The organism is Geothrix fuzhouensis, from assembly GCF_024609325.1.
GTDB lineage: Bacteria > Acidobacteriota > Holophagae > Holophagales > Holophagaceae > Geothrix > Geothrix fuzhouensis.
In genome coordinates this window covers 624,843-649,995 of sequence record NZ_JANHMQ010000001.1, presented here as the reverse complement: position 1 = coordinate 649,995, position 25,153 = coordinate 624,843, and the positions used below count along the sequence as shown (strand labels likewise).

Here is a 25,153-nt window from a genome sequence, read left to right as displayed (position 1 = left end):
CTACTTCCCAGCCTTCCAGGCCACCATCTCCTTCTCCAGGTTTTCCGTGTATTCCTTCGGGGTCTTGCCTTTGGAGAGGTCGATGGCTTTTTGGAGATGGGCGACGGCTTCGGGCATGCGCTTGGCGTCCTTGTCGATGCGGGCGGCCACTTCATGGTTGGAGTAGGTCTCACTGATCTTCAGGCTCTTCTGGATCCAGGCGAGGGCCTTCTGCGGTTCGATGGCCTGCTCCTGGCAGTATTTGGCGGCCTGGTACCAGGGCACCCAGTCGTTGTCCGGCGCCTTCTTGATGGTGTCTTCGAGGTGGGCCCAGTAGATGGCCTTGGTGTCGAAGACCACGGGGAAGCTCACACGCAGGTTCTCCCAGCCCAGTTCCACGGTGGCGTGGGCGTTATCGATGGGAATCACCCGGTAGTCCAGGTATTCCTGGAAGGGCCCGGTCTGAGGCGTGGCCTCCCAGCGCAGCAGGTCTTCCGCAGTCTTGTACTCGTAGGCCCCCCACTGCTTGGCTTTCTTGTTCAGGATGAGGGTCCAGGTCTTCTCACCGGGGATGGCGAAGAAGCCATAGGTACCCGCGGGTACGTCCCTGCCCGCCACCTTGGCAGGGTGACTGAAGGTGATAGTGGTCGCGCTGTTGGCACCGGTTCGCCAGACCTGGCCGAAGGGCACAAGGTCACCCCAGATCTTGCGGCCTCTCACGGCGGGCCGGGAGAAGGCAAGGTCGATCTTGCTGATGCCGATCTCCTGCGACACCGTACAGGACGGGCTCAGGCGCAAGGGAGTCAGGCGGACGGGGGCGGGCTTGCTTTCGGCGCGCAGGGGGGCCGCGAACGGAAGGGCCACTGATCCGGCGAGCAGGGCAGGGAGAAGCACTCTACGCATGGGAGTCTCCTGGGACACGGCTGTCGAGGGTAGCACCTCGGCGTGGCGGGAGGAGGAAGCGACCGGGATTCCGGTTGAAGGCTTTGAGGATCTCCAGCCAGAGGCGGCGGCGGGCCCGGCCGCTGAGATCCCGGGCCCGCAGGGCCGTCCAGAGGGCCAAGGCGAAGGACACCGTGAAATTCAGAACGCCGATGAGGCCGATGCCGAACAGGCCCCAGAGGACCTCCTTCCAGGCCAGGGTGCCCTCGAACCAGAGCGTGGCGGCGCCCAAGGCCAGCGAGGCCGCCTGGAGGGTGACGTGGCGCACTTCCGCGTGGATGCCCGCGAAGGCGAAGGCCATGGGCACGAAGACGAGCAGGGCGCCCAGGGCCGTGTAGCCCGCGAAGCCCGCCAGGTGCCGCTGCGCGAACCGACCTAGGGCCTCGGCGCCGCTGGCACCGAACCAGGAGCGCAGGCGGTGGTTCTGGGCCAAGGCCTCGGGCAGGCAGCGGTAGGCGCTCCAATTGGCGGTCCAGCCCGCGGCCAGACTGGAGAGCCAGAGCAGCACGCCCGTGAGGGCAGCGAAAACCAAGGTCCAACCATGGAAGGGGTGGGTGCCCTGGAGGCCGTGCAGAGCCGCCTCGTGGTCCAGGGGGACGTGACCCCTCAGCCAGACCCAGCCGGCCACGAGCCCCGCCGCCACGGGCATGGTGACCAACACATTGCCCAGGGTGGCAATGACCTGGGTACGCGTGATGGCCGCCACCAGTTCGATTTCCCGCGCCTGGCCGTCATCCTCTTCCAGGGTCCGCGCCAGGGCGGCGGCCGTCATGGCGGGCTGCTTGGACGCCAGCGTGAAGCCCAGCAACTGCATGGTGCAGAAGCTGACTGCGTAGTTGGAAGTAAGGGCGGCACCCAGGAGGAGGGGAGCCAGGGGCAGGGCGGCGAGGCTGACCTTGAAAAGGGCCGTGCCAGCTGTGAGGAGACCACCGCCCGCGGCAGACTTGCACATGGCCCACCACTCGGCCCGGTCCCGGGCGATGTAGTGCTCCCCCGTCTCGCCAGTGTGCTCCACCACCTTGCGGGCCAGGCGCTTGACCGTGGTGCGCAGCAAGGTCAACAACCCATGCTGCGCGGCGCTGCCCCGCACCAGCTCGGCGGCGAGGGCGGTGCCGTCGCCCAGCCCCGTGGCGAAGTCCAGGAGCTGGCCGATGCGTGTCAGCTGGGCCTCCAGCAATTCGAGCCGGAACACCAGATCCGTGGACACGCCACGATCATTGAGGCGGGCATGGGCCTGAGCCAGAGTCGTGACGCAGGCGGTCCAACAGGTCTCCCAGGCCGCTCGGGCCTCGACATCCTCGGGGTGCTCCCCGGCGTCATGCACGACCCGGGTGAGGTGGAAGAAGGGAGAATCCACATCGCTGCCCTCAGGATCCAGGGCCAACAGATCCCTGGATAGGCCCACGGCGGCGGCCCGGTGGGCTAGCAGGCGGGCGGCATAGGCCCAGATCTCCTTGGGTGGCGCCAACAGGGATCCCCAGAGGATCCGCAGGTCCGCCGGCAGGCTCTCTATCCAGGCTGCATCGGCTTCATTCAGATCCAGCCGATCCAACAAAGCATAGAGGTCCCCTTCGGGATCCAGGCGGGGAATGATTCGGTCCACGATGCGCAGGAAGCCTTCGCCCATCAAGGTTGTGCGGTCTGGCAGGCCCGTCTCCGCCAGCAGGCGGATGGCCGACGCATGGTTCCAAGCCTCTGACAGGGGGCCGATAAGCCCCCGGAAGGTCAGGGCCGCGTGGAGGCGGCGGAGCCGGGTCGTACGCCGGGCCTCGCCGTCCACGGTATCGACGGGCGAGGCTTCCAACAGCCAGCGCAACAGGAATTCCAGCCTCAGCGTGCCGTCGCTCAGGAGTTCATCCAGCCTGGGGTCGGACAAAGGCATCGGGACTCCAGAGGAAGAGCCCCCAGGGTGGCACAAGCCTAAAAATTCGACCCCGATCGATGGGAGGAGTTTCGCCTAGTCCTATTGAGGAACTGTTGCACGGCTTGGGGATCCACCGTGGCCGGGGTGCCGGACCAAGGCTGGGATGGTCGCAGCATCCCTAGCATGTCGTCGGGGCAGCCCACCTGTTCGTAGAGGCACTCCATCTTGACCGCCAGCTGGACGGCCGTGCTTTCCAAGGCCAGGGCCTCACGCAGCATGGCCTCTCGCCAGCGGTCCTGGGCTTCGGACCACCGGGCGCTGCCGGGCCTGGGGGTCTTGCCCACGGCCTCGGAGCAGGCCGCCCACAGGTGGGCCTCGAACGTATGGAGTCCCTCGCCTTCCAGAGCTCTCAAGCGGGTGGCCGCAGAGCCTTCGCCAGGCACCCAGGCCTGGATCTCGACCGCCGCCAGAAAACCGAAGTCATGCCCGGTGATGATGTCGTCCCAGGTGGGTTCGCCATGGGTGCTGCGGAAGGCCTCAAGGGCACTCATGGGAGCCTCCGGCGAGCAGATGAAGGGCGAGATGGACGGCAACCCGGGCGCTGGCCTCGGCGCCATCAAGTGTGGGAGCAAGTTCCATGAGGTCCGCGCCCACCCAGGGCTCAGGCCAGCGGTGGACGGCGCGGATGAGGCGCAAGGTTTCTTCCACGCTGAGACCCCCGGGTACGGGTTCGGCGACGGCCGGTACCAAGACGGGGTCCAGGACATCCAGGTCCAGACTCAGATAAGCTGGACCCCGCCCCACAGCCGCGAGATCCGCAGCCAGGCGGGAATCGAGTCGGGGATCCCGGAGGTCGGATGGCGTCCACAGGCGCACGCCCGCGGCCTGGAGGAAGGCCAATTCCTCGTCGTCGAAGCGTGGGGCCCGCAGGCCCACCTGCACGACTCGCTCTGGATCCAGCAGGCCTTCTTCCAGTGCCTGCCGGACCCAGGTGCCGTGGTGGATGGGCGTGCCCCAGGCGGCGCCGTCGGCGGCGTCCGGGTGGGCGTCCAGGTGCAGCAGGCCCAGAGGCCCATGCTGAAGCGCCAAGGCCCGTAGCGCACCGAGGGTAAGCGCGTGATCGCCGCCCAGGAGGAAGGTGCGGCAGCCATTCATGGCCCATCCGCCCACCGTGGCCTGGACCGTCTCCAAGGCTTCGGTGAGGGAGAAGGGCAGGGTGGGGATGTTGCCGCCGTCCAGCCACCCATCGGCGGCGGCAGGCCCCAGGGCCACGTAGCCTTCGCGCAGGCGGTCGGGCATCGGATGCGTCCCGAGGCCCATGGAGGCCGCCCGCAGGGCCCAGGGGCCCAGGCGGGCGCCGGGGCGGTTGATCACGCCCGCGTCGCAGGGCACGCCGAGGACGACCCCGGTGGTGGGGCGCGGGTCGAGGGCCAGGGGAAGGCCCAGGAAAGGCGTCAGGCCGGTGCGGAGGCCATGCATGAGGACATCAACGGACATGAGGGCTCCGGGGTTCGAGGGCTGCGCGGAAGGCGGCGATCCACTGATCGGGGTCGCTGAACCCGGCCGGGTGCAGGGGGGCCTCCGCCACCACCGTGAGGGGCGTGCGGGTGGTGAAGAGGGTGCGGAGGTGCGGGAGCAGCGTTTCGTCGCCGGTCCAGGGGTAGTGGGGGGCAGGACTGCTGATGCGGAAGGGTTGGGCGGGCAGGCCAAGATCGAAGGCGGCCCTCAAGCCACCTTCGTAGAACGGCGCCAGTCGCTCGCCCCGGGTGGTGGTGCCCTCAGGGAACAGCAGCATGTCCCGACCCTCCTGGAGCGAGGCGGCGAAGCTGGCCAGCGCCGCGGCTCGGCTGGTGGCGTCCGTCCGGTCCACGAAATGGATGCCGGATTTCCGCGCCCAGCGTCCGATGACGGGGTAGCCCGTGACCTCACCCTTGGCGATGGTGCCCATGGGGCGCAGGCTCATGAGCGCGACGGGATCCACCCAGCTGAGGTGATTGGCCACCCAGAGGGGGATGTCCTTCCGGGGATACCCGGCCACTTCGAGTTCCACGCCCAGCGCCGGCAGGAGGCGCCGGGCCCAGCGGTGCATGCCAGGCTGAGCCTCCGCGCCGGCCGCCAAGTCGGGAAGCAGGGCGAAGGTGGGCCAGAGGACGCCAGCCCAGCTCATCAGCTGACCAGCTTGAGGCGGGTGTAGCGGGCCCGGACGCGCTCGAGGTCCTCGCGGGTGATCGCGGACCAGAGCCGCGTGTCGCCAGGGGCGTAGTAGTCCTGCACCTCGGCTACCACCCGGGCGCCCAGGGCGTGGTGGACGCTGCGAGCATCGTCGTTACCAGGCTCCACGAGGAACCGGCACTCCTCCACGTTCTCCTGGAGCAACTTGGAAACCATGGCCCGGATGAGCAGGTAGTTCACCCGGCCCTTCTGGTACTCGGGATGCACGGCCAGGGTGGCGCAGAAGACCGTGGTTCCCTTCACGAAGTTGAGCACGTAGCCCACGGGCCGGTCGCCGTCCATGGCGAGGAAGCACCAGTCGCCGTAGAGCTCAGTGCAGAGGCGCAGGTAGTGGGGGCAGAGCTCCCCGGCGCCGTCGCTGGACCAGATCTCGGCTTCAAGACGCTTGAGATGGACAAAGTCGGCGCTGGAGAGCGGCCGGACGGCGTAGCGGGCGCCCTCGGGATGGGGGGTGATGGTCTCGATGGTCATGGGGTACCTCCCTGGTGTCGAAACCAGGATCGGAGGCGCCTGTGACAGGCCTGCGGCCTCGTTGGTAATCTCACGAAAATAGAGTGATACCAAGGGGTTACGCAGTTGTTGTGAACCGGGCCTTCCAGAATGGCTTCGGCCTGTGACGGATTCACTCATTCGCGGTCACATGCCTGTGACCTTAGGTATTGGTTCAGAAGAAGGGGGTGAGCAGCTTGAGAAAGCCTGCAGCCAAGAGGGCGCTGACGGGGATGGTGAGCACCCAGGCCACGACGATATTGCCGGCCACGCCCCAACGGACGGCCGAGACGTTCATGCTGGCGCCAACGCCCATGATGGCGCCGCTGATCACATGGGTGGTGCTGACCGGAATGCCGAGGTGGGCCGTGGTGAAGAGCACGATGGCGGAGGCAGTCTCAGCGGCGAAACCATGGATGGGCCTCAGCTTGACGATCTTCGCACCCATGGTCCGGATGATCTTCCACCCCCCGGACATGGTGCCGAACCCCATGGCCATGGCGCAGGCGAGCTTGACCCAGACGGGAATGTCGACGTTCACTCCGTGGGTATGGAGCTTCCCGTAGGTGATGAGGGCAAGGGCGATGATGCCCATGGATTTCTGCGCGTCATTGGTGCCATGGGTGAAGGCCATGGCAGCCGCGGAAACGAGCTGGAGCTTCCGGAAGGCGAAGTTGACGCGGTGTCCTGCCATGCGGCGCACGATCCAGAGGATGGTGATGATGAGCACCATGGCGATCAAGAAACCGACCACGGGACTCACCACGAGGAAGGTGGCGACTTCTTCGAGCTTTGTGGTGTGAAGGGCGCCACGTCCAGCTTGGGCGACCACGGCCCCGGCCAGTCCGCCAACGAGCGCGTGGCTGGAACTGGACGGAATACCGAAATACCAGGTGATGAGGTTCCAGACAATGGCGGATAGCAGCGCCGCCACGATGACTGCGGGAACCACGAACTGGCTGTCGGCGATGCCCTTGGCAATGGTGGTGGCCACTTGGGTGCCCAGAAGAGCCCCGCCGAAGTTCAAGACGCCGGCCATGAGGATGGCGTTCCGTGCACTGAGCACGCCCGTGGACACGACCGTGGCGATGGCGTTGGCGGTGTCGTGAAAGCCGTTGATGTAGTCGAATACGAGCGCAAGGCCGACAATCAGCACCAGGGCCGGGACGATGCCTTCAAGCATGGGTTGCTCCGGCCTATGCGTTCTTCATGACGGTGGAGCCGATAACCTTGGCCACCAGCTCGATCCGGTCGGTGGCGTCCTCGATCTTCTCGAGCATTTCCTTCCACTTCACCAGCTCGATGGGATCCTTCGGATTTTCGAAGAGTTGGGCCAAGCCAGCGTGATAGATGGAATCAGCCTTGTTCTCCAGGGCATGGACCCGCCGGATACGATCGCCAATCTCTTTCTGGTTGGACATGTTGCGCAGGGAGCGCGTCAAGTGGAGGATCTCGCCGGCGCCTTCCACGATGATGGAGCTGATTTCCGTGACCGCTGGCATCACATGGCTGATGCGATACAGGATCAGGCGCTCGCACACGGAATGGATGCGATCGATCACATCGTCAATGGCGTGGGTGAGGGTCAGGATGTCTTCGCGGTCGATGGGTGTGACGAAGGTGTGGTTCAGGCGGTCGATGATTTCGTGGGTGATGTCGTCGCCGGTATGCTCCAGATCCTTCATCTGCCGACGCAGCTCCGCGAATCGGTCCGGATCGCCGCTGCGGATTTCACGATCAAACAGCTGGGCCGCCTGGTACACATTGCTCGAGGCGGATTCGAGGAGATCGAAAAAAACCATCTCTCTGGGTTTGAGCCAGCGCATCACGGCATTCAAGGACATGACTACTCCCACAGATCCGTCCTCCACTGTAATGGCTCCGGTGGCGTATACGCAGCGTAAATTGGCCGGGAGACCGTAGGTGGCGCACTGCGGACGGTGTATGGTCTGAGGGCATGGTTGTACGTGACACACATCACGAGGCCGGCCCCAGTGTGCGGGCCTTTCTGGGGCGGGCGCTGGTCTGCCTGGGGGCCGTGCTGTTCCTGGGGCTGGGGCTGGGCGTCACCGTCCACAAAGGGGTCTCCGCACCTTGGTTCCTCGGCCTCGTCGCCACGGTGGTCCTGGTGATCATCCTCATGGCCCGGTGGCAGGTCCGCCTGGTGGCGGAACCCCTTGGCCGTCTGCTGGGTGGCTCCCGTCCCAGCACCATCGAGGATCTGCCCCGGGCCTGGTCAGCCATGGAGCAAGAGAATCTTGACCTCCGGGAACGCGCGGCCCGGGAGGACCGGTTGCTTCCGGGCATCATGGCGCGGTTGGAGGAGGGGGTGCTGCTTTTCGGTCCCTCCGGCGGATTGGAGCAGTTCAACCCGGCGGCCCAGCGCCACCTTGGCCTGGGGGCGCCCCTGGGGAAAGGCATGACGGTCAGGGAGGTGTTCGGCGATCCCGACAGTCCTCCGGCCGTGGAGAAGGCCTACCGCGGAGCGCCCTCAGAGTGGCGGTTGGTCCGGGCGGGTCGGACGCTTCGGGTGCGGGCCATCCCCTTCGCCCCGCTGGGTAGCGTGTCTGGCGTGCTGCTCACCCTCGACGATGTCACGAGCCAGGAGGCCCTGGAGACCACCCGCCAGAAGTTCATCTCCAACGTCAGCCACGAGCTGAAGACGCCGGTCACAGCCATCCGGATCGCTGCGGAAAACCTTCAGGAAGAGGCGCTGCCGGATACGGCGCAAGCGGGGGCCCAATCCATCCTCCGATCCGTGGACCGGCTGGCGATGCTGCTGGGTGACCTCTCCGAGCTGAGCCGCATCGAAAGCGGGGCGCTGCATCTTGATCCGGTCCGCCTCGATCTCGCAGCCTTCATCGCCTCGGTGGTGAAGGATCAGCAGGCCCGACTCACCGAGGCTTCCGTCCAGCTGGACGTGGACCTGGACGCGCCTGAGGGAAGCGTACTGCAGGCGGATCCCCTGCGCCTGAGCCAGGTGCTGGAGAATCTCTTGTCCAACGCGATCAAGTTCAGTCCGCCGGGTGGCAGGGTGCGACTTGGGGTTCACCTCTCACCCCAGGGCCAGCTCTGGGAGGTGTCCGACCAGGGCCCTGGCGTACCGGAGGCGGAGCAGGGGCGCATCTTCGAGCGCTTCTATCGGTCCCAGGTCGCCAAGGCCAAGCCTGGCACAGGTCTGGGGCTGGCCATCGTGAAGCATCTCTGCCGCCTGATGGGGGGGGAAGTCACGGTCGAAAGTCGGCCTGGCAACGGGGCCACCTTCAAGGTGATGCTCCCACCCCAGCCGACCCGAAGCGAGCAGGCCTAAGCGTCGCTGGGCCCACCCAGTCGATAGCCCACCCCCACCACAGTTTCGATCTGCTCTGCCGCGACCGGGCCTAGCTTGGCGCGGACGCGGCGCACATGGGCATCAATGGTGCGGCTCTCGCCCAGGTATTCGAGGCCCCACACCTGTTGGAGGATCTTCTCGCGTGTCAGGACCCGGCGGGGGTTGGCCAGGAAATAGGCCAGCAATTCGAACTCGCGGCGGGTGAGATCCAGGACCTGCCCATCGACCCGGGCGGTGTGCATGTCAAGGTCGACGGTGATGGGTCCGAAGGCCAGTTGAGGGGGGCGTTCAGACGCATCGGGCGGTGTGGATCGGCGCAGGATGGCCCGCAGCCGAGCCGCCAGCTCCCGCGTGGAGAAGGGCTTGGAAATGTAATCATCGGCGCCCAGTTCAAGTCCCAGCACCCGGTCAATCTCCTCGCTCCGGGCGGTCACCAGCAGCACAGGAAGGCCGCGGTGCACGGCGTGGGCGCGGATGGCGCGAAGCACGTCAAGGCCGTCCATGTCAGGCAAGCTCAGGTCCAGGAGCGCCGCATCGAGCCTGAGCCCGGAGGTTCCGAGGGCCTGCAGGGCCTCGCGGCCGGTACCCACGCTGGTCAGGCTGAAGCCCTCCCGGCGCAGATGCTGTTCGAGACCCAGGCGGATCTCAGTGTCGTCTTCCAGGAGGAGGATGTGCGGCATGGAGTCCTTTGCCCTTATTCTACGGAATCGCCGCGGAGATAGGGGTGCTTGGCATTGCGGCCCTCGAGGATGAAGAGCACCTCCTCCGCGATATTGGTGGCCTGGTCCGCGATGCGCTCCCAGTTCTTGATGACAAGGATCAGGTGGCTGGCCCTTTCGATGCAGAGGGGATCGGCCAGCATGCTGCGCAGCAAGTCGCGATAGAGCTTCCCGTAGAGGGCGTCCACGCTGTCGTCGCTCAGGATGACGGCGTGGGCCAGAGCGGCGTCGTTGCTCACGAAGGCGTCCACGGCGCGGCGAACCATGCTCCGGGTCTCCGTGCCCAGGCGCTCCAGGTCGTTCCCGGCAAGGATGGGCGGATGGACCATGCCCACGCGGCGGGCGATGTTGCAGCAGTGGTCGCCGATGCGCTCCAGCTCGGGGATGATCTTGAGGCTGGACGCGATGCGCCGCAGGTCCGAAGCCGCGGGGTTCCGGAGCGCAAGGAGGTCGATGCACTGCTGATCCAGTCTCAGCTCCCACTCATCCATCTTGCGGTCCAGGTGGTTCACCTGCTCAGCCTTGGCCGGCGAAGGCTCGGCCAAGGCCTGGATGGTGAGCTCGATCATCTCCTCCGCCACCCCGGCCATGGCCATGATGCCTTCCCGGAGTTCCTTCAATTCTGTATCGAACAGCCGCATCAGCCGAACCTCCCCGTGATGTAGTCTTCCGTCATTTGCACCCTCGGCGTGGTGAAGATGCGTTCTGTCAGGTCCATCTCTACCAGTTTGCCCAGCCAGAAGAAGGCCGTGTAGTCGCTCACACGGGCCGCCTGCTGCATGTTGTGGGTGACGATCACGATGGTGAGGCTCTCCTTCAACTCGGTAATGAGATCTTCGATCTTGGCGGTGGCGATGGGATCGAGGGCTGAACAAGGCTCGTCCATCAACAGCACCTCGGGGTTCACCGCCAGCGCCCGGGCGATGCAGAGTCGTTGCTGCTGGCCGCCACTCATGCCGGTGGCGCTTTCCTTCAGGCGGTCCTTCACTTCGTCCCAGAGGGCGGCCTTGCGAAGCGCGTCCTCCACAAGACCATCCAGCGTGGTCCGATCCGAGACGCCGAAGAGCCGGGGGCCAAAGGCCACGTTTTCGTAGATGGACTTGGGGAAGGGGTTGGGCTTCTGGAACACCATCCCCACGCGCCGGCGGAGATCCACTTCGTCGATGCCGCCCCGGTAGATGTCCACCCCATCGATCTTCATGTCACCGCTGACGTTCACGGCGCTGGAGACTTCATGGATGCGGTTGAAGCACTTGAGGAACGTGCTCTTGCCACAGCCACTGGGGCCGATGATGGCCGTCACGCGCTCGGCGTGGATGTCCATGGATAGGCCATCCAGCACCTTCTTCTGGCCGTAGCTGAAGGCCATGTTGCGGACGGACAGCTTGATGGGCTTGGTTTCGGGGACGGTGGGAATGAGCATTATCGGGTCCGTCGTCGGATGATGCGGTCCACCAGTCGGACCAGCAGGTTCAGAGAGAGAAGGACGATGATCATCACGGCCGCGGTGCCGGCCGCGATCTCCCGGGCATCGGGCAGGGTGCCATCCGAGGTCACGTACCAGAGGTGCACGGAAAGGGTCTCCCCGGGCACCGTCAGTCGGAAGTCCGGAAAGTGGGCACTGGCGTTGGTGCCGGCGGTGAAGACCAGGATGGCGCTTTCGCCGAAGGCCCGGCCCGCCGTGAGCACCAGGCCGGTCAGGATGCCCGTGGCGGCGTAAGGCAAGGCCACCTTCAGGATGGTCTGGAGCTTGGTCGCTCCCAGCCCGTAGCTGGCCTCCTTGAGCTCCCGGGGGACGCCCAGCAGACTGACCTCAGTGACGCGGGTGATCACAGGAATGTTCAGCAGGGCCAGCGTAAGGGCGCCCGAACGGATGGAGAAGCTCCAACCCATGGCCTGCACGAAGACGATCATACCGAACAGGGCCAGCACGATGGAGGGAGTGGCCGCCAGGGTCTCGATGCAGAGCCGCAGGAAGTTCAGCGTGCGGCCTTTGCCGGCGTATTCGGCCATGTAGACGCCAGCGCCCAGACCCACCGGGAGGGAGAGCCCCAGAGACAGGACCACCAGGTAGATGGAATTGAAGATCTGGGGCTTGATGCCGCCGCCCGCATCCAGGGTCTCGGGCATTTTGGTAAGGAAGCTGAGATTCAAGACCGGCCAACCCTGCTTGAGGATGGCGCCCACGAAGAGGATCAACACGACCACGAAGAGGATCGCGATGCTCCATAGGACACCCCGCATGAGGCGATCCACGAGCTTCGAGGACCGGGAGCGGCGGAAGACTGGCATGGCCCGCATCAGGCCTCCTTCCCGCGGCCCAGTCGGCGGGTGGCCAAGATCAGGACCATGGTCAGCAGGTAGAGCAGCAGGCCCATGGCGAACAGGACGTTGTTCCAGGTCGAGCCGGCCGCCGTGTTGGGGAGCTCCTGGACCAGCTCGGTGGTCAGAGTCGCCGCCGGGGTGAACAGGGCACGCAGGAAGGGGGCCCGGTCCGTGGACTCACGCATCAGGGCGATCCACTGTGGGTTGTTGCCGATGACCATCTGCACAGCCATGGCCTCGCCGATGGCCCGGCCCAGGCCCAGCACGGCAGCAGTCAGCAGGCGGGGACGGGCGGCGGGGATGAGGACGTGCCAGATGGCCTGCCAGCGGCTGGAACCCAGAGCCTGGGCCCCCTCGTCGAGGCTCGACGGGAGGGATTCGAAGGCGTCCGTGGACAGGCTGACAATGGTCGGCACGATCATGACGGCCAGGATCACCGCGGACACGGCAAAGCCCGAGGCCGGGGCGTCCGCGAGCCATGTGTGGCTCACGAGGGGCAGCACCACGGTGAGCCCGAAGATGCCGTAGACCACCGAAGGGATGCCCACCAGTAGGTCCATCACCTGGCGCATGAGGTTCCGCATCCAGGGCGGAGCCATCTTGGCGATGAACACCGCAGTGAGGGTGCCCGTGGGAGCGGCAATGAGGAGGGCCAGGCCCGTCACGCCGAGTGAACCAGCAATGAAAGGCAGGATGCCGAAACGGTCCGAAGAGGGTGACCAGTCGGCGGACAGGAAAACCTCGGAAAGGCTGAGCGCTCTGCCGGTGTTGCCTGCCGCGGGCCAGAAGGCTGCCAGGCCCCGGGAAGCCAGGAAGAAGAGGATGCCGCCAATGAGGCCGACCACGAGGAGGCTGCAAGTCAGGAAGGCCAGGTGGGCCCAGCGATCCGTCAGTCGGCGCAGGCGGCTGTGCCGGAAGGCAGGCGACTCCGCCGCAGCGGGCGGAGCTGAGGGCCCGTCCGCCAAAGAACCGCCGACCCCGTTGGCAGGGACGGCGGTGAGGGAGGTTTCCAGCACGTCTGGCATGGGACCGGCTTTCCGCGAACCACCCGGCTGAAGGTCAGCCGGGTGGATAAGGGTGGATCCGACTGGCATTACAGCTTGGTCTTGAGGGATTTGACGTAGTCCACGGGCAGGTAGCCGGCCTTGAGCACGTTCTGCTGGAACTCGTGGCTCAGGATGTAGGCCAGGAACCCCTCGACGGCCTGCTTCACCTTGGGGTCACCCAGCTTGGCGGGGTTGGTGTAGGCATGGCCGAAGGAGAAGACAGGATACTTGCCGGACTTGACGGCATCGTTGGAGCAGGCCACGCCGTTGTAGGCGATGCCGGCGATGCGTGCTTTGTTCTTTTCAAGATGCTCCAGCTCCACGAAGGAGATGGCGCCGGGCGTGGTGGCCACAGTGGTGACCACGGCACCGGTGGAGTCCTGGATCAGTACGTCCTTGCTGAAGTCCTGATCGTGCAGGATCTCCTTCTTCTGAACCGCGCGGGTGCCGGAGGACTCTGGGCGGATCACCCGGACGATCTTCTGGTTCTTCCCGCCGACTTCCTGCCAGTTCTTGATCTTGCCAGTGAAGACCTGTTCGGCCTGCTGGTTAGAGAGGTTCTTCACGCCGACGCCGGGGTGGGCGATGAGGGTGAAGGGCTGGACCACGATGTTGTAATTCTTGATGCCGGCCTTGTCCTGCTCGGGTGTGGCATAAACATCGGAAATGCCGATGTTGCAGCCACCGCTGGTCACCTGGTTCAGGCCGGTCATGGACCCGCCACCGCTCACGGCGATCTGGACACCAGGGTGGGCCTTCATGTAGTCCTCGGCGGCCTTCTTGACGATCGGACCCAGGGCCGTGGAGCCCATGACAGTCACGGTCTGGGCCTGGGCCGCTGCGGCCACGAGCAGGCCAGCCAGGATGGTCTGGGCCAGGAATCGGATTTGCATGGATGTCTCCCTCAGATGTTGTCAAGCCTGGGGACCGGGAGTGAACGCCTCTGGGCCTGGCTGTGACATCCGTGTAACTTCGCCCAACCCTGGTGTCGGAGGTTCCTGGCGCTCTTTGCTTGCCCCCCCAGAAATAAGTGGGTTTAATGATTGAAGATCCTGCGGGCAGATCGAGGCATCGCCCTTTGCCCCCAGGGATCACGACCATCCCTTTTTTCCAACCCGGGTGGCCGAAGCCAGGGCAGGGCCCCCTTCGGTTTCCCGACCTCCCATCCCGATATCCATTCCCCACGCAAGGCCGCTGCGCATCCCCTGCGCCAGCCGTAGCCTGGGAACCCACAGGAGAATCCTTGAACCCCAAGAAAATCATGATGATCAACGCCACGGATCCAGAAGAGATCCGCGTGGCCACCCTGATCGACGGTGTGCTGTTCGATTACGATGTCGAGTTCCTCCACAACGAGAAGATCAAGGGCAACCTCTACAAGGCCAAGGTCGTTCGCGCAGACACCAGCCTCCAGGCGGCTTTCGTGCACTTTGGCGGCCAGAAGAATGGCTTTCTGCCCCTGGGCGAGCTGCCCCGGGACATGAGTGAAGGCCGCCGGGGCCGCATCCAGGAGATCCTCCAGCGGGATCAGGAGATCCTGGTCCAGGCGGTGCGCGAGGAGCTGGGCTCCAAGGGCGCCATGATGACCGGCCAGATCAGCCTGGCGGGCCGCTACCTGGTCATCACCCCTGGCAATCCCGTAAACGGGATCAGCCGCAAGATCGAGGGAACCGAGGAGCGCCGCCACTTCAAGCAGCTGATCGACACGCTGAACATTCCCGAGGACATCGGCGTGATCGTCCGCACGGCCAGCCTGGGCGTCACCAAGGAAGACTTCGAGCGCGACTTGGAGTACCTCCTGGACACCTACAAGGAGGTGCTTAACCGCTACAAGCACCGCCAAGGCCCCGGCCTGGTCTGGCAGGAGGATGATGTCGTCACCCGCACGCTGCGCGACACGTTCAGCGCCGACGTGGAAGAGGTGCAAATCGACGATCTCGACACCTTCCACGCCGCCCAGTCCTTTTTCAAGCGCACCATGCCGCAGCACCTCGATGTGCTGAAGCACTACACCGGCAAGAAACCCCTTTTCTCCCGCTTCCAACTGGAAGAGCAGATCGACCGCATCTACGGCAGGAAAGTGCCTCTGCCCAGCGGCGGCGCCCTGGCTCTGGATCAGACTGAGGCCCTGGTGGCCATCGACGTGAACAGTGGGAAGACCTCCGGCGACGGCGTGGAGGACATGGCCTTCAAGACGAACATGGAGGCCGCCGAGGAGGTGGCCCGCCAGCTGCGCCTGCGCGACCTGGCCGGCCTCATCGCCATCGACTTCATCGACATGAAGCGCGAGTCCCACATCCGCTCTGTCCAGGATCGTCTGGTGGACTGCCTCAAGGCCGACAAGGCCCGCATGGAGGTAGGGAAGATCAATCGTTTCGGCGTGCTCGTCATGACCCGCCAGCGCATTCGTCCGAGTCTGCAGCACGTGAACCATGAACCCTGTCCCACCTGTGCGGGCACCGGCAAGGTGAAGACCATGGAAGCCCTGGTGCTCTCCGTGGTGCGCAGGCTGCAGGGCATCCTGGCCAAGGGCGGGATCGGCGAGATTCGTGTAAAGCTGGCCCCCGCCATCGCCACGGCCTTGTTGAACCAGAAGCGCCGTGACCTCTCCCTGATGGAGGAGCAGAGCGACGCAAAGGTCATCATCCTGGCCGATTGGTCCATGTCCTATGGTGAGATGTCGGCCGAGATCGAGCGGGCAGAAGAGGCTCCTGTGGAGAAGCCCGCGCCCAAGCCCCCTCGTGAGAAGGGCACCCCCGAGGACGAGACCGTGGTCCTGGGCGGTGACAGTCCGATCTCCTTCGACAAGGCCCTCGGCGTCCATGGCGAAGGCCCCAAGGAACCCAAGAAGGAAGCCTTCAAATACGATCGCCGCGACCTCCAGCGGGCGGCCCTGGACGAGCGGGAGCGCCTGCGCGCCCTCTTCGAGAGCGCCAAGCCCGAGGACGAGGAGGACGAAGAGGAAGGCTCCGAGGCCGGTGGCGACGAGGCCAAAGGCGAAGGGGCCAAACGCAAGCGCCGTCGTCGGCGCCGCAAGGGTGGCGCGGAGCGGAACGGCGAGGTTTCAGCCGCGTCCTCCGATGAGCTCACCAGTTCGTCCCCCCGGCCGGAGCCGCGGGATGAAGCCCAGCCCGAGCCTCCCAAGGCCACGGCCGATCTGGTGGCCAGCCTGCTGACGCCCAGTCCCCGGCCGAAGTTTGGTGCCGCCGCTCGGGTGGCTGCTGAGCCCCCGGCGCCCTCGGCGAAGCCCAAGCGCACTCCCAGGGCGAAGGTGACCTCCACGCCGGAGGCCGCTCTGCCTCTTGCGCCCGAGCTGCCCGCTGTCCCTGAATCCGTGACGGAGGCCCCGGCCAAGAAGAAGGCCGCGCCGAGACCCAAGACCAAGGCTGCCGCCAAGACGGAAGGCATCTCCGAAGCCACCCCCACCCCCAAGCCAGCAGCCAAACCCAAGACCTCCCGCGCCAAGAAGCCCAAAGCCGAGTAGCCAATCATGTCCATCTACTGGCTGGCCCCTTTAGCGTCCCTGGCCACCCTTCTGGGCGGCTGGGGCGTGGTGCGGTTCCTCCAGGGCAGGGCGCAGTTCATGCGTCTGCTCTCGGGCGTGGCGGCGGGTTACCTGCTTTCCGTCACCCTGGTCCGCATCATTCCAGAATGCATGGAGGCCAAGGGCGGCGAGGGCAACGCCATGTGGGTGCTCGTCGGGTATCTGCTGATCCACGTCATGGAGCATGGCATCACACTCCACTTCCACTACGGCGAGGAGACTCACAAAGACGGATCGCCACTCAGCGGGGTGCTCGCACTGGTGGGTCTCTCTCTTCACAGCCTCATGGACGGGGTGGCCATTGCCGCCGCGCTGGCCACCCACAGCAATCTGGGCCCCCTGGTGGTGCTGGGCATCTTGTTTCACCGCATCCCCGAAGGCGGGACCATCGCCTCGATCTTCCTCGTGCGCGGCTTCGGAAACCGTGGCGCGATCCTGGCCGCCGCGACCCTGGCCCTGGCAGCCTTGGTGGGTGCGGCCGGGCAGTCCATGCTGGGTCTGCCCACGGGCCCCGTCCTGGGTCTCACGGCGGGTCTGGCCCTCTATGTGGCCAGCTCCGATCTGCTGCCGGAAGTGCAGAAAGTCTCCGGTCTCCGCAGCACGGTGGCGCTTCTCTCTGGGGTCGGCATCTTCCTTATCAGCGCGCGGCTATTGCCGCACCATCACTGACCTTCACATGGCCATCCCCGGGAGGACCCGAGGTCTGCTTTTAGGCGCGTTGTCTGCCTTGCTGGTGGCCCAGGATCTGCCAGACATCCCGCGCCTTGCCCCGCTCGACGCCCCCACCCCCGCGGACCTGCTGCCGCTCCGTCCCTTCCGGGTGGAACGGGGACCTGGCCTTTCCCGGGTTCCCTTCGATTGGCGTGGGGATCGCGTTCGCGAGCAGGGTGATCTCTGGATGCTGGAGCAGGGTGCCATCCAGTCGGAGGGCCTGCTGCTCCTGGCGGATCGCATCGAGTACTACATCGCGGAAGGGCGCCTGGTCGCGGAGGGCCACATCCGCCTGGAGGGCCCGGGTCTTCGGCTCCGTGGCGAGCGCCTGGAGATGGATTGGGAGCGCCGTTCCGGAGAAGCCTGGGCGCTCCAGATGGACCTTCCCCCAGCCTGGACGCTGCGTTCCAGCCACGTCGCCTTCACCACGCTGCGCACCTGGGCCTTCGATTCGGTGGAACTGAGCCCCTGCCCGGAGGAAAAGCCAGGCTGGAAGGCCCGTCTTTCGTCGCTGAAGGTGGATCTCGATGGCTTCGCGAGCCTGTGGAACGCCCGAGTCCTGCTCGGGTCGGTTCCGATCTACTACGTGCCCTATGCGCTCTATCCCGCTCAGGCGGAACGGACATCCGGTCTGCTTCCCCCGAAACTTGGGATGTCCAGTTCCTTCGGCACGACCTTCGGGCTCTCCTATTATCAAACCCTGGGAAATTCGGCCGATGTCACCTTGTCGCCCGAGTACTTCACGAAGGAGGGCGTCCTCTGGGGTGGTGAAGCGCGCTGGCAGCCGGATCTGACCCACCAGGGCAGCTTCTCGGGCCAGACCATTCAGCAGAAGAGCCTGGACACCCGCCGCTACCGTTACGCGCTCAAGGAGGTGTGGCAGCGCGAGGATGGCTGGCAGCTTACGGCGGACGTGAACCAGGCCTCGGACAATCTGGTGGACGCAGATTTCGGCAAGGGCCTCGGCTACCTCGGCTCCACCAGCTTCGATTCCGCGCTCTACCTGGGCCGTACTTTCACCTTCGGAAACCTCAATCTCTCTGCGGCGGAACAGCGCAGCTTCTTCTACTCGAATGACCAGGGTGACCCCTTCTACAGCTCGGGTTTTCCGGCTTCCCTCAGGAGGCAGACTCTGCCGCAGGCGGAATTCCGCTTCTTCCCTGTCCCGCTGCTGGGACCGCTATACATGGATGGCGGCATCCGGGTGGGCCGCTTCGCCTACAGCCTTAACGACATCACGACGACAACTGGCACCGGTGGCACTACCTTGAGCCCGAACAAGAGCTACGCCTGGAATCGCCAGGACGCCAACACCCGCATCCACGGGCGCCTGGGGCAGTGGGGCCCCTTCCGGGCGGATTTTGAAATGATGGGGCGTGCCACCCACTACAGCTCCAGTCTCGGATCCCCGATCTTCGACCCCTCCGCTGGCGTCAATGGAGAAGTCGTGATACCGGCCACGAGCCCTTTCGAGGTGGATGGCCCCGCGGCCACGCGATTCCTGGCCTCAGGGCACCTGCGGCTTTCGGGCCCGCAGGTTGGCCGAAGCTTCAAGGATGTCTCCATCCTTGGCTACCAGGGCGAACTCAAGCATGTGGCGGAGCCCTACTTCGGATTGACGGGGACGAGCCATTACGGAGAAGCGGGCGCCTTGCCTCGCTTCGACACGGTGGACTCGTTCCCAGGGGTTAATGACAGCGCCTCGGGCGAGCGAAGCTTTGAACTGGGGCTCAAGCAGCATCTTCTCGGGCGGCCCGGTTCCGGTACCGGGTTCGCGGACCTGGCCCGCCTGCGGATCGCCACCCGCTACCACGCATCGACCATCATCCTCAGCGATGGGCGCTACAAGAAGGGCTGGTCGAGTGTGGACACGGACCTGGATGTGGAACCTGACGAACGGCTGCGAATCAGCCTCCGCCAATCTTCAGACCTGGGCGCCGGTGGAACCGACAATGCCCTGAGCATGGCCCTGAAGACCAAGAGCGGCAGCCGCTTCAACCTGGCCTACTTCTCCACCGGCATCAACCGGTTCCTGGTGCGCCAGAAGGGTCTGCAGGCGGGTGGCGTCCAGCGTTTCTGGGACGATCGCCTCCGGCTGGAATTCAGCGCCAACTACGACTTCCATCAGAAAGGCTTCGCCTCCAGCCAGGTAGCCTTGGCCTATGTGGAGCCCTGTGTCGCCTACGTGCTGAAGTACACCCATGTGGCCCTGAACACGAACCTCGTCTCCGGTGGCAGGGAGGATCGGATCGACTTGACCCTGACCCTGCGCGGCCTGGGGGATCTCTTCAGCTTCCGCCGCTAGGAGAGCCCGTCAGGGCAGGAAGCGGCGGGTGATCCGGCGGTGGAGGGCGCAAGTCAGCTCGTAGGGGATGGTGCCAAGGGTTTGGGCCAGGCGCTCGAGACTATGCGCCGCGGCAGGATCTCCGCTGTAGAGGGTCATGGGATCTCCCGGCGCTACCGGGACATCCAGGGGCAGGGCCACGGTGAGGTAATCCATGGAAATGCGGCCCACCACGGGAAACGTCCGGCCTTTGAAGCCCACCACCGCCCGGTTGCCGAGGTCCCGGCGGTAGCCATCCGCATAGCCGCAGGCCAGGGTGGCGATCTGGAGGGGATGGGGTGCCACGAAGGTGCGGCCATAGCCCACGGTGGTGCCTGCCGGCATGGCTTTCACCCGGGCCACCTCGGCCACCAGTTCCAGGGCGGGTTCCAGACCGAGGGCGCGCCCTTCGGCCACCATGGTCAGACCGTAGAGGGCCAAGCCGGGGCGCACATGGGTGTCCTGGTCCAGCATGCCGCGCAGGCAGGCGTCGCTGTTTCCGTGATGGCGCTGCTCCGGGTGGATGCCCGCGTCCGCCAACTGTGATAGGCAGGCGTCGAAGGTACGCCGTTGGCGTTGAGCGAAGCCAGAGTCCGGGTCATCCGCCGTGGCGAAGTGCCCCATGGCCCCTTCAATCCAGGGCGAGAGCCGCTGGAGTTGTGGGAGGTTTTCCCCCAGCTCCGAAGGCAGCAGGCCGAACCGCCCCATGCCGGTATCGAGTTTGAGGTGGAGCCGGACAGGATGCTGCGGCAGGGCTCGGGCATAGTCGTCGAGGTGCTCTGGTCCCACCACGGCGATGGTGAGGTTTTCCACGCTGGCGGCCGGGAGGGCCTCCGGCCGCAGGCCGCCGAGCACGAGGATGGGGCACTCGATCGCGCCCCGGCGGAGTTCCAGGCCCTCTTCCAGGCTGGAGACGGCCAAGCCGTAGACGCCAGCATCCTCCAATGCCCGACTCACTGGCACGGCCCCGTGTCCGTAGGCGTTGGCCTTGACCACGCCCCAGATCCCACGCCCCCCCGAGGCGGTCCGGATACGATCCAGGTTGCGCGCGATGCGGCCCAGATCCACTTCCGCCCGGAGGGCACGACCTTCCGGATGTGGCATCAGAGGCTCGAGGTGCTGTTCATTCACCAGGCGCTCGTCATTCGGCAAGACCTTGTTCCGCCAGCCAGCGCTCGGCATCGATGGCGGCCATGCAGCCGCTGCCCGCGGCGGTGATGGCCTGCCGGTAGACATGGTCCTGCACATCGCCGCAAGCGAAGACGCCGGGAACCGAGGTGCGGGTGGACCCCTTTTCCACGTCGAGGTAGCCGGTCTCGTCCATGGGCAGCTGGCCCGCAAAGAGGCTGGTGTTGGGCTGGTGGCCGATGGCCACGAAGAGACCCTCCACCGGCAGCTCGGATTCGCTGCCGTCCACGGTGTCCTTCAGCTTCAGGGCGCGGATCTTCTCCACCTTCTCGCCCATGGGGGTCTCCTGAGTGGCGGTGATCACGTCGAGTACGGTTTTGTTCCAGATCGGGTGGATTTTCTCGTTCTTGAGGGCCCGATCCTGCATGGCCTTGGAGGCACGGAGCTTGTCGCGACGGTGGATGAGGTGGACCTTGGTGGCGAATTTGGTGAGGAAGGTCGCTTCCTCGATGGCCGTGTCGCCACCGCCTACCACGGCGATCTCCTTGCCGCGGAAGAAGAAGCCATCGCAGGTGGCGCAGGCGCTCACGCCGCCGCCGGAGCGGGACAGCTGCTCATCCTTGCCAATGCCCAGCCACTTGGCCGAGGCGCCGGTGGCGATGATGACCGCATCTGCCGTGTAGTCGCCCTTGTCGGTGGTGAGCTTGAAGGGGCGACTCTGGAGATCGGCCGTGAGGACCGTTTCGGACTTGATGGTGGTGCCGAAGCGGAGGACCTGTTCGCGCATCTCGTCCATGAGAGCCGGGCCGGCGATGCCCTGGCGGAAGCCGGGGAAGTTCTCCACCTCGGTGGTGATGGTGAGCTGGCCGCCTGGCTGGACACCTTCGAAGATGAGGGGGGAAAGGTTGGCCCGGGAGGCGTACAGCGCGGCGGTGTAGCCTGCGGGACCGGTACCAATGACGACGACTTTGTGGTGGCTCACAGATTTCTCCTGGCAAGGAACGGACGTCGGGCCGCGCTTCGAGTCTACCGCGCTTGAGCTGGTAGGCGCCTACCGCGCCAGCCCCCGCTCCCGCAGCAGGACCTCCGCCGCGGCTACGTCAGCGGGCACGTCCACGCCCAGGCTCAGGTAGGGGGTGTCCGCCACGCCGATGGGGATCCCCGCGGCCAGGGCCCGGAGCTGCTCCAGCATCTCCATTTGCTCGAGCGGATGAGGTGCCAGCCGGGTGAAGGCTTGGAGCGTCTCTGGTCGGTAGGCGTAGAGCCCCAGGTGGCGCTTGAAGTGGGCCAGCTGCTCGGGCTTCATCCACGGCCGGAAGTCCGGCTCGAAGATGGCGCTGTTGCGCAGGTAGGGGATGGGGCTGCGGCTGAAATAGAGGGCCCGCTTGTGGTCATCCACGACCACCTTCACGGCGTTGGGATTGAACAGCTCGTCTGGATGTGCAAAGGGGCAGGCGGCCGTGCCCATGGGCAGGTCCGGCTGGTCGCGCATGAGCGCGACTACGGCGGCCACTGTTTCGGGATGCATGGCGGGTTCGTCACCCTGGATGTTCAGGACACAGTCGAAGGATTCGCCGAGAGCCACCAGAGCCGCTGCCGTACGGTCCGTGCCGGAAGGCAGGGCGGGGTCCGTCATCACGGCCTCGCCTCCGAAGCCCCGTACTGCGGTGGCGATACGGTCATCGTCGGTAGCCACCACCACTCGGTCGACCCCCTCCGCCCGCCGCGCCGAATCGAAGACCCACTGGATCATCGGCTTCCCGGCGATGAGGGCCAGGGGCTTGCCCGGGAAGCGGGAAGCCTGAAAACGGGAGGGGAGGACGGCGAGGGTGCGCATGGGGCCTAGTGTAAAGCAGGCTCGAGGCTGGGCTGGAGGTACAGCTTCCTGATGCGGGGCATGGCGCCGCGCCAATCTGTTGGGTCGGTGCTGACCCACTTTGTGGATGTTCGGACCCAAAGGAAAACTAAGGTAGTGGCCGAAGGCCACCTCAGGGATCCGTACCTCCAGACTCCAGACTCCTCCCCCTCCTGCCGATGCCGTGTCATCGGGAGGTCTCTTGGACCCATCCTTCGACGATGTCTGGGCCGAATGCGAGGACCTGTTCGTGCAGGCCCGGCAGAGGCTGACGACCTTGAAGTCGCCGCAGCCCGCACATGTGGTTCAAGCCTCGGTGAATGCTCTCTTCCGGGCGACCCACACCCTCAAGGGCATGGCGGGGATGCTCGGCTTCCCCCGGTTCAGTCAAGCCGCCCACCGCATGGAGGATATCTTCGACCTGATGCGGCAGGGCCGTCTGCGCTCCACGGACTCGCTGATTGAGACGCTTGAATCTGGAATCCAGGCCCTGGAGTCAGGCCTGGATGACCTTCGGCGGGGGCGGCCGGAACCGGACGACTACCTGCAGGCCCTCCGGCGCCAGCTCGGTGAACTGGAGGCGTTGGCTCGGCCCCCGGATGGCGCGGTCCTGGACCTCACGTCACTGCTGGATCTGCCGCCGGACGCCCTGAAGGCTCTGTCCGATTACGAACGGACCCGGGTGACCGCCGTGCTGCTGGCGGGGATCCCCATCCATGGCGTCAGCATCCGCCTGGACCTGGCCACCTTCGATGAGCGCCTCAGGAGCATCAGCGAGGCGGCAGGCGTCCAGGGAGAGCTCATCTCCACCTTGCCTCTTGAGATGCACGACGACCGGGATGGTCTGTTCTTTCTCCTGCTGGTCGCCGCGCCGGCCCTGGATCTCCCGAGGCTGGGCGTGCTTCCGGGGGAGGACCTGGAGGTCATGGAACTCGCCGACCCAGCGCGCGTGCCGGCCGGCTTGAAGGCCGATCCTGGTACGCCGGCCATGCCTGCCCAGCCTGACGCCACCGGTGCGCCCACCTCGCCGGGAGGGGTGCCCCTGGATGTCGAAGTGCTGAGGCTGCCGGCCCAGCGGGTGGAGGCTTTGGAAGCTCGCCTCATGGCCGTGGCCCAGGTCAGGGATTCTGCAAGTCTGGTCCTGCGCCAGCTCCAGGCCCCAGATGTGGAACGCCCCATGGCCATGATGGGTGAGATCGAGGCCGGCCTCCTGGAGGTCCAGAAGTCCCTGCTCCAGATGCGGATGGTGAAGGTCGAAAGCCTGTTCCAGCGCATCCAGCCCATGGTGAAGGCGCTCAGTCGTGACATGGGGAAGCCGGTGCGTCTCTCCTTCCAGGGCGGGAATCTTGAACTGGAGCGCAGCCTGTTGGGGCGGCTCGCCGAGCCCTTCCTGCACCTGGTCCGGAATGCCCTCGACCACGGCCTCGAAGGCCCCTCCGAGCGAGTGGCCATGGGCAAGACTGAAGCGGGTTCGCTGAAGATCTCAGCTTCCCAGCGAGGCCGGAATATCCGGTTTGATATCCGGGACGACGGGCGCGGTTTCGATCTTGCCCGGATCGAAGCCCGCGGGATCAGCATGGGACTTCTCCGGGAAGGGCAGCTCCATTCTTCCGATGATCTGCATCGCCTGACGCTGGAACCGGGCTTCTCCACCCAGGAGCGTGCCTCCCAGATCTCCGGTCGGGGTGTGGGCATGGACGTGGTCCGGGCCGAGGTGGAAGGGCTCGGTGGCGAGATCCACATCTCCAGCGAACCACGCCGGGGCAGCCTGGTGCGTTTGAGCCTTCCGCTGTCCCGGGCCGTGGTGGGCTGTCTGAAAGTCCGCTGTGGCCAGCAGGCCTTCGGGATTCCGTTGAGTCACGTGCTCCGCGTCCAGGCAAGCCCCTTTGCCCTCCTGGGTGGGAGCCGCGTCGAGGTATTGGGGGAGAATCTGCCCATGGAATCGCTCCAGGCCTGCCTCGGGCTGTCCGAGCCGGTCGGGGGCCAGCGGCTCCTCGTGGTGCTTCGTCAGCAGGGTGCCACCGCTGATACCGGGCTGGAGATCGCGTTGGGGGTGGACGAGGTCCTAGGCCGGTCCGAACTCCTGCTGCGGAGCCTGCCGGAACTGGCTCAGGCACCTGGAATCATGGGTGGCAGCCTGCAGGAGGAGGGCATCCTTTGGGTGTTGGATCCGGAGGCCTTGATGGGCCTGGCCATGGAATCCCTCATGCGGCGGGTGGCAGGTGTCTGAGACCACCCTTCTCCTCCACACCAGGGCCGCCGGGCGGGAGATCCTGCTGCGCGTGGCCGATCTGCGCGAAGTGGTGGCCTTCACTCCCGTGACGCCGCTTCCCAGCGGACCCCCAGGCATCCAGGGCGTGGTACTGCATGAGGGAGAGTTCCTCCCCGTGCTGGATTGGACCGCGATCGAGGGTGGCCCGACTCGGCAGGGGCCCCCCATGGCCATGGCCGTCCTCCGGCCTCGTCTGGGCCTTCCCTTGGATGGACTAACGGGAACCTTGGAATCACCCGAGGAGGATTTGCTTGATCCCGCGGAAGGAGATCCGTGGGCCCCCATTCTGGCGGGGCTCTGCCGGGTCGGGGGCCAGGACTTGGCCTTGCTTGATCCAGATCGGCTCTTGGCGCTGCTACACCGCCTCCGCAAGGCCCCCTGACGCATCGCGTC

At 65.7% G+C, this 25,153-nt stretch carries 23 protein-coding genes; 6 read left to right on the top strand and 17 right to left on the bottom strand.

The window, feature by feature from the left end; genetic code table 11:
• The 8 genes from NOV74_RS02990 to NOV74_RS02955 all read right to left on the bottom strand — a co-directional run bounded on the left by NOV74_RS02990 (position 1) and on the right by NOV74_RS02955 (position 7,350).
• The gene (locus tag NOV74_RS02990; protein ID WP_257309121.1) at positions 1-882 is read right to left on the bottom strand and encodes a DUF2911 domain-containing protein; all 882 of its coding nucleotides are present in this window, start codon (positions 880-882) and stop codon (positions 1-3) included.
• Positions 875-2,803 (bottom strand): transporter-like protein, encoded by a 1,929-nt coding sequence (locus tag NOV74_RS02985; protein ID WP_257309119.1) that lies wholly within the window; start codon positions 2,801-2,803, stop codon positions 875-877. Before NOV74_RS02985 ends, NOV74_RS02990 begins: the two co-directional genes overlap by 8 nt.
• A 38-nt stretch (positions 2,804-2,841) precedes the next feature.
• Complete coding sequence (locus NOV74_RS02980) at positions 2,842-3,336, bottom strand: hypothetical protein (protein WP_257309117.1); 495 nt, start codon at positions 3,334-3,336, stop codon at positions 2,842-2,844.
• Positions 3,323-4,282, bottom strand: coding sequence for an arginase family protein (locus tag NOV74_RS02975; protein ID WP_257309115.1), 960 nt, complete (start codon positions 4,280-4,282; stop codon positions 3,323-3,325). The genes NOV74_RS02980 and NOV74_RS02975 overlap by 14 nt, the downstream gene beginning before the upstream one ends.
• Entirely contained in the window at positions 4,272-4,952 is a 681-nt protein-coding gene (locus tag NOV74_RS02970) for a lysophospholipid acyltransferase family protein (protein ID WP_257309112.1), read from the bottom strand. Before NOV74_RS02970 ends, NOV74_RS02975 begins: the two co-directional genes overlap by 11 nt.
• A complete protein-coding gene (locus NOV74_RS02965) occupies positions 4,952-5,488 on the bottom strand; it encodes a GNAT family N-acetyltransferase (RefSeq protein WP_257309110.1) in 537 nt (178 codons plus the stop codon). Before NOV74_RS02965 ends, NOV74_RS02970 begins: the two co-directional genes overlap by 1 nt.
• A 193-nt stretch (positions 5,489-5,681) precedes the next feature.
• Complete coding sequence (locus NOV74_RS02960) at positions 5,682-6,689, bottom strand: inorganic phosphate transporter (RefSeq protein ID WP_257309108.1); 1,008 nt, start codon at positions 6,687-6,689, stop codon at positions 5,682-5,684.
• Between the two features lie 13 nt (positions 6,690-6,702).
• Positions 6,703-7,350, bottom strand: coding sequence for a DUF47 domain-containing protein (locus NOV74_RS02955; RefSeq protein ID WP_257309106.1), 648 nt, complete (start codon positions 7,348-7,350; stop codon positions 6,703-6,705).
• A gap of 113 nt (positions 7,351-7,463) precedes the next feature.
• Between NOV74_RS02955 and NOV74_RS02950 the strand changes: the two genes are divergently transcribed.
• Positions 7,464-8,816, top strand: a complete 1,353-nt coding sequence (locus NOV74_RS02950) for a sensor histidine kinase (RefSeq protein WP_257309104.1) — start codon at positions 7,464-7,466, stop codon at positions 8,814-8,816.
• On the opposite strand, the gene NOV74_RS02945 is transcribed toward NOV74_RS02950, so the two are convergent.
• The 6 genes from NOV74_RS02945 to NOV74_RS02920 form a co-directional block, all read right to left on the bottom strand.
• Positions 8,813-9,517 (bottom strand): response regulator transcription factor, encoded by a 705-nt coding sequence (locus NOV74_RS02945; protein ID WP_257309102.1) that lies wholly within the window; start codon positions 9,515-9,517, stop codon positions 8,813-8,815. The two genes, NOV74_RS02950 and NOV74_RS02945, sit on opposite strands and share 4 nt — an antisense overlap.
• 14 nt (positions 9,518-9,531) lie before the next feature.
• Complete coding sequence (phoU, locus tag NOV74_RS02940) at positions 9,532-10,197, bottom strand: phosphate signaling complex protein PhoU (protein ID WP_257309101.1); 666 nt, start codon at positions 10,195-10,197, stop codon at positions 9,532-9,534.
• Entirely contained in the window at positions 10,197-10,979 is a 783-nt protein-coding gene (gene pstB, locus NOV74_RS02935) for a phosphate ABC transporter ATP-binding protein PstB (protein WP_257309100.1), read from the bottom strand. Before pstB ends, phoU begins: the two co-directional genes overlap by 1 nt.
• On the bottom strand, positions 10,979-11,857 hold the full coding sequence (gene pstA, locus NOV74_RS02930; RefSeq protein WP_257309099.1) for a phosphate ABC transporter permease PstA: 879 nt from the start codon (positions 11,855-11,857) through the stop codon (positions 10,979-10,981). Before pstA ends, pstB begins: the two co-directional genes overlap by 1 nt.
• Positions 11,857-12,906, bottom strand: a complete 1,050-nt coding sequence (pstC, locus tag NOV74_RS02925) for a phosphate ABC transporter permease subunit PstC (protein WP_257309098.1) — start codon at positions 12,904-12,906, stop codon at positions 11,857-11,859. The genes pstA and pstC overlap by 1 nt, the downstream gene beginning before the upstream one ends.
• Positions 12,907-12,974: 68 nt before the next feature.
• Positions 12,975-13,820, bottom strand: a complete 846-nt coding sequence (locus tag NOV74_RS02920; protein ID WP_257309097.1) for a phosphate ABC transporter substrate-binding protein — start codon at positions 13,818-13,820, stop codon at positions 12,975-12,977.
• A gap of 350 nt (positions 13,821-14,170) precedes the next feature.
• Here NOV74_RS02920 and NOV74_RS02915 point away from each other — a divergent pair, with 350 nt between their 5' ends.
• Genes NOV74_RS02915 through NOV74_RS02905 form a run of 3 tightly spaced genes read left to right on the top strand, consistent with a single transcriptional unit; the run spans position 14,171 to position 19,487 of the window.
• Positions 14,171-16,411 carry an Rne/Rng family ribonuclease gene (locus tag NOV74_RS02915; protein WP_257309096.1) on the top strand — a complete coding sequence of 747 codons (2,241 nt, stop codon included), beginning with the start codon at positions 14,171-14,173 and terminating at the stop codon, positions 16,409-16,411.
• Between the two features lie 6 nt (positions 16,412-16,417).
• Complete coding sequence (locus tag NOV74_RS02910) at positions 16,418-17,140, top strand: ZIP family metal transporter (RefSeq protein ID WP_257309095.1); 723 nt, start codon at positions 16,418-16,420, stop codon at positions 17,138-17,140.
• Between the two features lie 49 nt (positions 17,141-17,189).
• Positions 17,190-19,487: an LPS-assembly protein LptD gene (locus tag NOV74_RS02905; protein WP_257309094.1), complete on the top strand. Its 2,298-nt coding sequence runs from the start codon at positions 17,190-17,192 to the stop codon at positions 19,485-19,487.
• Positions 19,488-19,496: 9 nt separating this feature from the next.
• Here the strand turns inward: NOV74_RS02905 and alr are convergent, their stop codons facing one another.
• From alr to kdsB, 3 genes are all read right to left on the bottom strand, one after another.
• Positions 19,497-20,609 carry an alanine racemase gene (gene alr / locus NOV74_RS02900; protein WP_257309093.1) on the bottom strand — a complete coding sequence of 371 codons (1,113 nt, stop codon included), beginning with the start codon at positions 20,607-20,609 and terminating at the stop codon, positions 19,497-19,499.
• A gap of 37 nt (positions 20,610-20,646) precedes the next feature.
• Positions 20,647-21,615, bottom strand: a complete 969-nt coding sequence (gene trxB / locus NOV74_RS02895; protein WP_257309092.1) for a thioredoxin-disulfide reductase — start codon at positions 21,613-21,615, stop codon at positions 20,647-20,649.
• Between the two features lie 69 nt (positions 21,616-21,684).
• Entirely contained in the window at positions 21,685-22,470 is a 786-nt protein-coding gene (gene kdsB, locus NOV74_RS02890; protein WP_257309091.1) for a 3-deoxy-manno-octulosonate cytidylyltransferase, read from the bottom strand.
• 220 nt (positions 22,471-22,690) lie between these two features.
• Between kdsB and NOV74_RS02885 the strand changes: the two genes are divergently transcribed.
• Together NOV74_RS02885 and NOV74_RS02880 are read left to right on the top strand one after the other, a co-directional pair.
• Positions 22,691-24,718 (top strand): Hpt domain-containing protein, encoded by a 2,028-nt coding sequence (locus NOV74_RS02885; protein ID WP_257309089.1) that lies wholly within the window; start codon positions 22,691-22,693, stop codon positions 24,716-24,718.
• Entirely contained in the window at positions 24,711-25,142 is a 432-nt protein-coding gene (locus NOV74_RS02880) for a chemotaxis protein CheW (protein WP_257309087.1), read from the top strand. The genes NOV74_RS02885 and NOV74_RS02880 overlap by 8 nt, the downstream gene beginning before the upstream one ends.
• The last annotated feature ends 11 nt before the right edge of the window (positions 25,143-25,153 follow it).

Excerpts from the sequence above, each read along its gene's own strand:
- NOV74_RS02990 (WP_257309121.1), bottom strand. The coding sequence starts at position 882 with ATGCGTAGAGTGCTTCTCCCTGCCCTGCTCGCCGGATCAGTGGCCCTT.
- NOV74_RS02985 (WP_257309119.1), bottom strand. The coding sequence starts at position 2,803 with ATGCCTTTGTCCGACCCCAGGCTGGATGAACTCCTGAGCGACGGCACG.
- NOV74_RS02980 (WP_257309117.1), bottom strand. The coding sequence starts at position 3,336 with ATGAGTGCCCTTGAGGCCTTCCGCAGCACCCATGGCGAACCCACCTGG.
- NOV74_RS02975 (WP_257309115.1), bottom strand. The coding sequence starts at position 4,282 with ATGTCCGTTGATGTCCTCATGCATGGCCTCCGCACCGGCCTGACGCCT.
- NOV74_RS02970 (WP_257309112.1), bottom strand. The coding sequence starts at position 4,952 with ATGAGCTGGGCTGGCGTCCTCTGGCCCACCTTCGCCCTGCTTCCCGAC.
- NOV74_RS02965 (WP_257309110.1), bottom strand. The coding sequence starts at position 5,488 with ATGACCATCGAGACCATCACCCCCCATCCCGAGGGCGCCCGCTACGCC.
- NOV74_RS02960 (WP_257309108.1), bottom strand. The coding sequence starts at position 6,689 with ATGCTTGAAGGCATCGTCCCGGCCCTGGTGCTGATTGTCGGCCTTGCG.
- NOV74_RS02955 (WP_257309106.1), bottom strand. The coding sequence starts at position 7,350 with ATGTCCTTGAATGCCGTGATGCGCTGGCTCAAACCCAGAGAGATGGTT.
- NOV74_RS02950 (WP_257309104.1), top strand. The coding sequence starts at position 7,464 with ATGGTTGTACGTGACACACATCACGAGGCCGGCCCCAGTGTGCGGGCC.
- NOV74_RS02945 (WP_257309102.1), bottom strand. The coding sequence starts at position 9,517 with ATGCCGCACATCCTCCTCCTGGAAGACGACACTGAGATCCGCCTGGGT.
- phoU (WP_257309101.1), bottom strand. The coding sequence starts at position 10,197 with ATGCGGCTGTTCGATACAGAATTGAAGGAACTCCGGGAAGGCATCATG.
- pstB (WP_257309100.1), bottom strand. The coding sequence starts at position 10,979 with ATGCTCATTCCCACCGTCCCCGAAACCAAGCCCATCAAGCTGTCCGTC.
- pstA (WP_257309099.1), bottom strand. The coding sequence starts at position 11,857 with ATGCGGGCCATGCCAGTCTTCCGCCGCTCCCGGTCCTCGAAGCTCGTG.
- pstC (WP_257309098.1), bottom strand. The coding sequence starts at position 12,906 with ATGCCAGACGTGCTGGAAACCTCCCTCACCGCCGTCCCTGCCAACGGG.
- NOV74_RS02920 (WP_257309097.1), bottom strand. The coding sequence starts at position 13,820 with ATGCAAATCCGATTCCTGGCCCAGACCATCCTGGCTGGCCTGCTCGTG.
- NOV74_RS02910 (WP_257309095.1), top strand. The coding sequence starts at position 16,418 with ATGTCCATCTACTGGCTGGCCCCTTTAGCGTCCCTGGCCACCCTTCTG.
- alr (WP_257309093.1), bottom strand. The coding sequence starts at position 20,609 with ATGCCACATCCGGAAGGTCGTGCCCTCCGGGCGGAAGTGGATCTGGGC.
- kdsB (WP_257309091.1), bottom strand. The coding sequence starts at position 22,470 with ATGCGCACCCTCGCCGTCCTCCCCTCCCGTTTTCAGGCTTCCCGCTTC.